An 8,489-nucleotide genomic window follows, 5' to 3' on the forward strand; every position below is an offset into this window, starting at 1 on the left:
AGCAGTTGCTGCGAAGAAAGCCGCTCCGGCTGCCGCGCCTGCCAAGGCTGCTGCTCCTTCGGCTGCTGCGCCTGTGTTCGCTGCTGGCGACCGCATCGAGAAGCGCGTACCGATGACTCGCGTACGTGCCACCGTGGCCAAGCGTCTGGTTGAAGCCCAGTCGAACATGGCGATGCTGACCACGTTCAACGAAGTCGACATGACCGAAGTCATGGCCCTGCGTTCGAAGTACAAGGACCTGTTCGAGAAGTCCCACAACGGCGTACGCCTGGGCTTCATGTCGTTCTTCGTGAAAGCGGCCACCGAAGCGCTGAAACGCTTCCCGGCTGTCAACGCGTCGATCGACGGCGGCGACATCGTTTACCACGGCTATGCGGACATCGGCGTTGCCGTTTCCAGCGACCGTGGCCTGGTAGTACCGGTTCTGCGTAACGCCGAGCTGATGAGCCTGGCGGAAATCGAAGGCGGCATCGCAACATTTGGCAAGAAAGCCCGTGACGGCAAACTGTCGATGGACGAGATGACCGGTGGTACCTTCACCATCACCAACGGTGGTACCTTCGGTTCGATGATGTCGACGCCGATCGTCAACCCGCCGCAGGCAGCGATTCTGGGCATGCACAACATCATCCAGCGTCCGATGGCCATCAACGGTCAGGTCGTGATCCGTCCGATGATGTACCTGGCTCTGTCCTACGATCACCGCCTGATCGATGGCAAAGAAGCTGTGACCTTCCTGGTGACCATCAAGAACCTGCTGGAAGATCCGGCTCGTCTGTTGCTGGATATCTAAAAAGCAGCTGCAAGCTTTCAGCTACAAGCCTCAAGCTCAAGGCGAGCGGGTGGGCTTGCAGCTTGAAGCTTGCGGCTTGTAGCTTTATTGCTAAAGAGGATTTTTTGAATGTCGCAGAAATTTGACGTAGTAGTGATCGGTGCCGGCCCTGGTGGCTATGTAGCGGCCATCAAGGCTGCTCAGTTGGGCCTGACCACTGCCTGCATCGAGAAGTACACCGACGCAGAGGGCAAGCAAGCCCTGGGCGGTACCTGCCTGAACGTGGGTTGCATTCCTTCCAAGGCGCTGCTCGACAGCTCGTGGAAATACAAGGAAGCCAAAGAGAGCTTCAACGTTCACGGTATCTCGACCGGCGAAGTCAAAATGGACGTCGCTGCGATGGTTGGCCGCAAGGCTGGCATCGTCAAGAACCTGACCGGCGGCGTTGCCACCCTGTTCAAGGCCAACGGCGTTACTTCGATCCAGGGCCACGGCAAGCTGCTGGCCGGCAAGAAAGTCGAAGTCACCAAGCCGGACGGTTCGGTTGAAGTCATCGAAGCGGAAAACGTCATCCTCGCGCCAGGTTCGCGTCCGATCGACATTCCACCGGCTCCGGTTGACCAGAAAGTCATCGTCGATTCGACTGGCGCTCTGGAATTCCAGTCCGTACCTAAACGTCTGGGCGTGATCGGCGCTGGCGTGATCGGTCTGGAGCTGGGTTCGGTATGGTCGCGTCTGGGTGCAGAAGTGACTGTTCTCGAAGCGCTGGACACCTTCCTGATGGCAGCGGACACCGCTGTTTCCAAGGAAGCGCTGAAAACCCTGACCAAGCAGGGTCTGGATATCAAGCTGGGCGCTCGCGTTACCGGTTCGAAAGTCAACGGCGAAGAAGTCGTCGTCAACTACACCGATGCCAACGGCGAACAAACCATCACTTTCGACAAGCTGATCGTAGCCGTTGGTCGCCGTCCGGTGACCACTGATCTGCTGTCTGCCGACTGTGGCGTGGAAATCGACGAGCGCGGTTTCATCGCGGTCGATGACCATTGCGTCACAGCTGTACCGGGCGTCTTCGCCATCGGTGACGTGGTTCGCGGCATGATGCTGGCCCACAAGGCGTCCGAAGAAGGCATCATGGTTGTCGAGCGCATCAAGGGCCACAAGGCTCAGATGAACTATGATTTGATCCCTTCGGTTATTTATACTCACCCGGAAATCGCGTGGGTTGGCAAAACCGAGCAGGCGCTGAAGGCCGAAGGCGTTGAAGTCAACGTCGGCACCTTCCCGTTCGCCGCTTCCGGCCGTGCCATGGCTGCCAACGATACCGGTGGTTTCGTCAAGGTCATCGCCGATGCCAAGACCGACCGCGTATTGGGCGTGCACGTGATTGGCCCGAGCGCTGCAGAACTGGTTCAGCAGGGCGCGATCGGTATGGAATTCGGCACCAGCGCTGAAGACTTGGGCATGATGGTTTTCTCCCATCCGACCCTGTCCGAAGCCTTGCACGAAGCTGCTCTGGCAGTGAATGGCGGTGCCATTCACATTGCCAACCGCAAGAAGCGTTAAGACATAATAAGAAACCACGGCGGTAGCGGCCCGTCGTGAGCCTTGCGAGCAAGACTCACCGCGGAATGTCCGCCGGACGCAGTCTTGCGTAGCCCAGCTACGCAAGCAGCAGTCACAGGTGGCGCGGCACTCAAACGAGCGCAGCGCCGAATGCGCAGTACCTAACGAAGACGGTAAAAAGCATGAATCTTCACGAGTATCAGGGTAAGCAGCTGTTCGCTGAATACGGCCTGCCAGTTTCCACTGGTTACGCAGTAGACACCCCGGAAGCAGCAGCAGAAGCTTGCGACAAGATCGGCGGCAACGAGTGGGTCGTCAAAGCCCAGGTTCACGCCGGTGGTCGCGGTAAAGCGGGCGGCGTAAAGCTGGTTCGCAGCAAAGAAGACGCCAAAGCCTTCGCACAGCAGTGGCTGGGCAAGCGTCTGGTGACTTACCAGACTGACGCCAATGGCCAGCCAGTCACCAAGATCCTGGTTGAATCGTGCACTGATATCGCTAAAGAGCTGTACCTGGGCGCTGTCGTTGACCGTTCGAGCCGTCGCATCGTGTTCATGGCTTCCACCGAAGGTGGCGTGGACATCGAGAAAATCGCTCACGACACTCCAGAAAAAATTCTCAAGGCCACTATCGATCCACTGGTTGGCGCTCAGCCATCCCAGGGTCGCGAGCTGGCATTCCAGCTGGGTCTGGAAGGCAAGCAGGTCACTCAGTTCGCCAAGATCTTCGTAGGTCTGGCCAAGCTGTTCAAAGATCACGACCTGGCTCTGCTGGAAGTGAACCCGCTGGTGATCAAGGCTGACGGCGATCTGCACTGCCTCGACGCGAAGATCAACATCGACGCCAACGCCATGTACCGTCAGCCTAAGCTGAAGGCTTTCCACGATCCGTCGCAGGACGATCCGCGCGAAGCGCACGCTGCCAAGTTCGAACTGAACTACGTAGCCCTGGAAGGCAACATCGGCTGCATGGTCAACGGTGCCGGTCTGGCCATGGGTACCATGGACATCGTCAACCTGCATGGCGGCAAGCCAGCCAACTTCCTCGACGTAGGTGGTGGCGCTACCAAGGAACGCGTTACTGAAGCGTTCAAGATCATCCTGTCCGACCAGAACGTCGCGGCAGTACTGGTCAACATCTTCGGCGGCATCGTTCGCTGCGACATGATTGCCGAAGGCATCATCGGCGCCGTGAAAGAAGTCGGCGTGAAAATCCCGGTTGTTGTTCGCCTTGAAGGCAACAACGCTGAGCTGGGCGCTAAAGTACTGGCAGAAAGCGGTTTGAACATCATCGCTGCTACCAGCCTGACCGACGCTGCTCAACAAGTTGTCAAAGCTGCGGAGGGCAAATAATGAGCGTCCTGATCAATAAAGACACCAAAGTTATCTGCCAGGGTATTACCGGTTCGCAAGGTAGTTTCCACACCCAGCAAGCCATCGAATACGGCACCAAGATGGTTGGCGGCGTAACTCCGGGCAAGGGCGGCACCGAGCACCTGGGTCTGCCAGTGTTCAACACCGTCAAAGACGCAGTAGCTGCCACTGGCGCTACCGCCAGCGTGATCTACGTTCCGGCTCCGTTCTGCAAGGACTCGATCCTGGAAGCGGCATTCGGCGGCATCAAGCTGATCGTCTGCATCACCGAAGGCATTCCTACCCTGGACATGCTGGACGCCAAAGTTAAGTGCGACGAGCTGGGCGTAGTCCTGATCGGCCCTAACTGCCCAGGCGTGATCACCCCAGGCGAATGCAAGATCGGCATCATGCCAGGTCACATTCACTTGCCAGGCAAGGTCGGTATCGTTTCGCGTTCCGGCACCCTGACCTACGAAGCTGTGAAGCAGACCACTGACGCCGGTTTCGGTCAGTCGACTTGCGTCGGCATCGGTGGTGACCCGATCCCGGGTTCGAACTTCATCGACATCCTGAAGCTGTTCCAGGAAGACCCGAAGACCGAGGCGATCGTGATGATCGGCGAGATCGGCGGTTCGGCTGAAGAAGAAGCGGCTGCCTACATCAAGGCTAACGTGACCAAGCCGGTTGTTTCCTACATCGCTGGTGTGACTGCTCCTCCGGGCAAGCGCATGGGCCATGCTGGCGCAATCATCTCTGGCGGCAAAGGCACTGCAGACGAGAAATTCGCTGCGCTGCAAGACGCAGGCGTTAAAACCGTGCGTTCGCTGGCAGACATCGGCAAGGCCTTGGCCGAGCTGACTGGCTGGGAAGTGAAGAAGTAAGCTTCGGCTGACTTTTTAGCTCCAGCAGCAAAGGCCACCTTCGGGTGGCCTTTGTCGTTTCTGGCGTATGAGAATTTTGAGAGCTGTTGTGGCGAGGGGATTTATCCCCGCTGGGCTGCGAAGCGGCCCCCATGCCAGCGACCATGATCAGTCAGGCAGTTTGAGCTCGGATTCTTTGGGACTGCTGCGCAGTCCAACGGGGATAAATCCCCTCGCCACAGGTTTGCTGTGATGAATACAGGGTCTCTGTATGAAAAATAGATATGTAAACGCGACACGGAAACGTCGCGTATCGGATAGTTCGCCCTCCAACAGTGCGTTTGTCCGCCAAATTCGTTAGGCTGGCTGCCATTTTTGCGTCCGCCGCCCACAAGGCAGCCACGCGCTTTAAGGGTCAGTCCCATACGGATCGACAGCATTTCCCTAATCCAACAGGGCAATCCCCCTCTAAATTCCGATTTCAGTAGTGTGGTATTACCTTAATGAAAGTTTTGAAAGGTCAGGACATCCTGGCACTTGGTTTTATGACGTTTGCCCTGTTTGTCGGGGCCGGTAACATCATTTTCCCGCCGATCGTCGGCTTGCAGGCCGGACCTCACGTCTGGATGGCTGCGCTGGGCTTTCTGATTACCGCCGTTGGTTTGCCGGTAGTCACTGTGGTGGCGCTGGCCAAGGTCGGCGGCGCGATGGATGCGCTGAGCAGCCCGATCGGCAAGATCGCCGGCGGTATCCTCGCGGCGGCATGCTATCTGGCTGTGGGTCCGCTGTTCGCCACTCCGCGTACCGCCACCGTTTCCTTCGAAGTGGGTCTGGCGCCATTGACCGGCGAGAGCCCGCTGGCGCTGTTCCTCTACAGCTCGGTGTACTTCCTCTTGGTGTTCTTCATTTCGCTCTACCCTGGGCGTTTGCTGGATACCGTGGGCCGCTTCCTCGCACCGCTGAAAATCATTGCGCTGGCAGTACTGGGCATTGCCGCGTTCGCCTTGCCGGCGGGTGACATCGGTCACGGCACTCCAGAGTATGTGGCGGCACCGTTTTCCCAAGGCTTCATCAATGGTTACCTGACCATGGATACCCTCGGCGCACTGGTATTCGGCATCGTTATCGTCAACGCGATCCGCTCCCGTGGCGTCGAGTCGCCAGCGCTGATCACCCGTTACGCGATCATTGCCGGGCTGATTGCCGGCGTGGGTCTGGCACTGGTCTACGTCAGCCTGTTCCGCCTCGGGTCCGGCAGCCATGAAGTCGCGGTCGGCGCCACCAACGGCGCGGCGGTGTTGCATGCTTACGTGCAGCACACCTTCGGTTCGCTGGGCAGTGGTTTCCTTGCGGTGCTGATCTCGCTGGCGTGTCTGGTCACGGCGGTCGGCCTGACCTGTGCCTGTGCTGAATACTTCAGCCGTGTGCTGCCGCTGTCCTACAAGACGCTGGTGATTATCCTCGCGGCGTTCTCGCTGCTGGTCTCCAACCTTGGTCTGACCAAGCTGATTGCTTTCTCGATTCCGGTACTCACCGCGATCTACCCGCCGTGCATCGTTCTGGTCGCGCTGAGCTTCTGCAAGGATTTCTGGCATGAGCACGGGCGCATTCTTGGCCCGGTGATGCTGGTTTCCTTCGTTTTCGGCACCATCGACGCCCTGAAAGGCGCTGGTCTGGCCGACTGGATGCCAACTCAGCTGACCCATCTGCCACTGAGCGAGCAGGGTCTGGCGTGGCTGGTGCCGTGCGTGATGACCCTGGTGGTCGCCGTGGTCTGTGATCGCCTGCTGGGCAAGCGCAGCGAAGTCACTGCCTGACGTGGTTTGGACCCGCCACAAGTGGGTCGAGCACGGTTAAACAGAAATGCCCCGTATCAATCGATACGGGGCATTTTTTATGCGCGTGAGGCAGTGTCTTTTTTGCTGAGCTAACGTCGAAGGGTTGCCGAAATCGTTATGTGGGAGCGAGCCTGCTCGCGAAAGCGTCGTGTCAGCCGCCATGAGTGTTGGGTGGTACGTCGCTTTCGCGAGCAGGCTCGCTCCCACAGGTCATTCATACCGTGATCACATTTCACAAGGAATTGCATGTCGTTCATCCAAGCCAATCTGATCCACTTGCTCGCCGCCGTCTGGTTTGTCGTCTGCTGGGGCGGTTACACCCGTTATGCCACCTGGAAGGCCCGTGATACGGCGTGTCTGGCCAGCGTGTTGCACCTTTACCGCGAAGACTGGATGCGCCGCATGCTGCTGCGTGACAACCGCATCGCCGATGCCAGCGTGATCGGCAATCTGGAGCGCAACGCCTCGTTCTTCGCATCCAGCACGCTGATCATCCTCGCCGGTATTCTCACCGTGCTCGGTGCGTCCGACCGAGCTGTGTCGTTGTTGGCGGATATTCCGATGGTGCAACAGGCCTCGCAAGGCATGTCGGAGATCAAGTTGCTGTGCCTGGCACTGGTGTTCGTCTATGCGTTCTTTACTTTCAGCTGGTGCATGCGCCAATACAACTTCGCGGCGATTCTGGTCGGTTCAGCGCCGATGATCGGCGAGCGCCAAGTGACCGAGCAGGAACGCAAGGCCTTCGCTTCACGGGCGGCGCGAGTGATTTCGATGGCGGCCAACCAGTTCAACTTCGGCCTGCGCTCTTATTACTTCGGCATGAGCATGCTGGCGTGGTTCGTCAGCCCGTGGCTGTTCATGATCATGAGCGCGGGCGTGGTGGTGGTGTTGTATCGCCGCGAGTTTCATTCCGACGTTCTCGATGTCATGGTCTATACCCCTACAGAGGCGCCCGTCCCTGAGGCGAACAAAGAGGCTGTTTGATGAGTATTCCGTTCTGGTGTGTGTTTATCAGTGCTTTATTGATCTACGTGGCGCGCATGCCGGTGGCCAAGGCCATGAAAGAGCAGGGCGGGTATGACAATCACTTGCCTCGGCAGCAGCAGGCGCAGTTGACCGGCTTCGGTGCGAGGGCGCTGGCGGCCCATCAGAACAGCATCGAAGCCTTCATTCTGTTCGCGGTCGGTGTGCTGATGGCGCACACCACGCAAACCGCGGGTTGGCTGATCGATGCGCTGGCGATCATCTTCGTGATCTCGCGAGTGTTCTATCTGTGGTTCTATCTGGCCGATCTGGCGAAGTTGCGCAGCCTGATGTGGCTAGTTGGCTTCATCTGTTCGTTGTTGCTGATGATTAGTCCGACTTTTAGAACCGTGTTGCTCTAACCGGTAAATCGCAGGCAAAAGAAAACCCGCACTTGGCGGGTTTTCTTTCACACCAGAAAGCTTATTGCTTTTTGGCGGCTTCTTCTTGAGCAGCGGCGTTCGATTCAGCCTGAGCTTTGGCAGCTTCGGCGTTTTCTTTTGCTGCGTCGTTCACTTTATCCTGAGCTTTGTTCATGTCTTGCTGAGCTTGCTCAGCATGTTGGTTGGCATCTTGAGCTTTGTCCTCGGATTTTTTATCGCAGGCAGCGAGACCGAGGGAAGCGGTCAACATCAAGGCAATAGCTAAAGTCTTACGCATGGGGTGTATCTCCTTATGGAAAATAACTACTGGCCTTAAGAACTCGGCGCTACGGGTTAAGTTCCTCAATTGTTTCAGATATATAAGTTTGTTTTATCACGGAACTTTTGCCGCTTTTCTCACTACTGGCACAAGGCCCAAACGCGAGTAATTATCACATGGCCGAAAACCCCGTTTTTGAGCGCGCGACGCGCTTTTTATCGGCATTGCGACACTGTCAGGTCTTGGAGCTGCAAGTGCACAGTGCCTCCAGCGAAGGGCTGACGGTGATCCTGCCGTACAGCGAAAAAATCGTCGGCAATCCCGAAACCGGAGTCATTCATGGCGGCGCCATCACTTCATTGATGGACACCGCCTGCGGCATGTCGACCCTGTGCGTGCTGCCGGAGTTCGAAGTCTGTCCGACCCTCGATCTGCG

Annotated in this window: 9 protein-coding genes; 8 read left to right on the forward strand and 1 reads right to left on the reverse strand. The window is 57.7% G+C overall.

Annotated elements, in window-relative coordinates; all coding sequences use genetic code 11:
* The 7 genes from odhB to OQK_RS18490 form a co-directional block, all read left to right on the forward strand.
* On the forward strand, positions 1-793 hold a 793-nt coding region (odhB, locus tag OQK_RS18460; protein ID WP_038861948.1), incomplete at its 5' end, for a 2-oxoglutarate dehydrogenase complex dihydrolipoyllysine-residue succinyltransferase.
* A gap of 108 nt (positions 794-901) precedes the next feature.
* Positions 902-2,338 carry a dihydrolipoyl dehydrogenase gene (lpdA, locus tag OQK_RS18465; RefSeq protein ID WP_016773678.1) on the forward strand — a complete coding sequence of 479 codons (1,437 nt, stop codon included), beginning with the start codon at positions 902-904 and terminating at the stop codon, positions 2,336-2,338.
* A 182-nt stretch (positions 2,339-2,520) separates the two neighbouring features.
* Positions 2,521-3,687 carry an ADP-forming succinate--CoA ligase subunit beta gene (sucC, locus tag OQK_RS18470; RefSeq protein ID WP_016773679.1) on the forward strand — a complete coding sequence of 389 codons (1,167 nt, stop codon included), beginning with the start codon at positions 2,521-2,523 and terminating at the stop codon, positions 3,685-3,687.
* Entirely contained in the window at positions 3,687-4,571 is an 885-nt protein-coding gene (gene sucD / locus OQK_RS18475; RefSeq protein WP_016773680.1) for a succinate--CoA ligase subunit alpha, read from the forward strand. Before sucC ends, sucD begins: the two co-directional genes overlap by 1 nt.
* Positions 4,572-5,053: 482 nt before the next feature.
* Positions 5,054-6,367: a branched-chain amino acid transport system II carrier protein gene (gene brnQ, locus OQK_RS18480; RefSeq protein WP_016773681.1), complete on the forward strand. Its 1,314-nt coding sequence runs from the start codon at positions 5,054-5,056 to the stop codon at positions 6,365-6,367.
* Positions 6,368-6,634: 267 nt separating this feature from the next.
* Positions 6,635-7,372, forward strand: a complete 738-nt coding sequence (locus OQK_RS18485) for a DUF599 domain-containing protein (protein ID WP_016773682.1) — start codon at positions 6,635-6,637, stop codon at positions 7,370-7,372.
* Entirely contained in the window at positions 7,372-7,773 is a 402-nt protein-coding gene (locus OQK_RS18490) for an MAPEG family protein (RefSeq protein ID WP_016773683.1), read from the forward strand. The genes OQK_RS18485 and OQK_RS18490 overlap by 1 nt, the downstream gene beginning before the upstream one ends.
* Before the next feature lie 61 nt (positions 7,774-7,834).
* Here OQK_RS18490 and OQK_RS18495 read toward each other — a convergent pair whose 3' ends face one another.
* Positions 7,835-8,071, reverse strand: coding sequence for a hypothetical protein (locus OQK_RS18495; RefSeq protein ID WP_007959016.1), 237 nt, complete (start codon positions 8,069-8,071; stop codon positions 7,835-7,837).
* A 158-nt stretch (positions 8,072-8,229) separates the two neighbouring features.
* On the opposite strand from OQK_RS18495, the gene OQK_RS18500 reads away from it, so the two are divergent.
* The coding region (locus OQK_RS18500; protein ID WP_038861950.1) for a PaaI family thioesterase at positions 8,230-8,489 on the forward strand (260 nt) is incomplete at its 3' end.

It is taken from the genome of Pseudomonas sp. R62 (assembly GCF_000257605.1).
GTDB lineage: Bacteria > Pseudomonadota > Gammaproteobacteria > Pseudomonadales > Pseudomonadaceae > Aquipseudomonas > Aquipseudomonas atacamensis.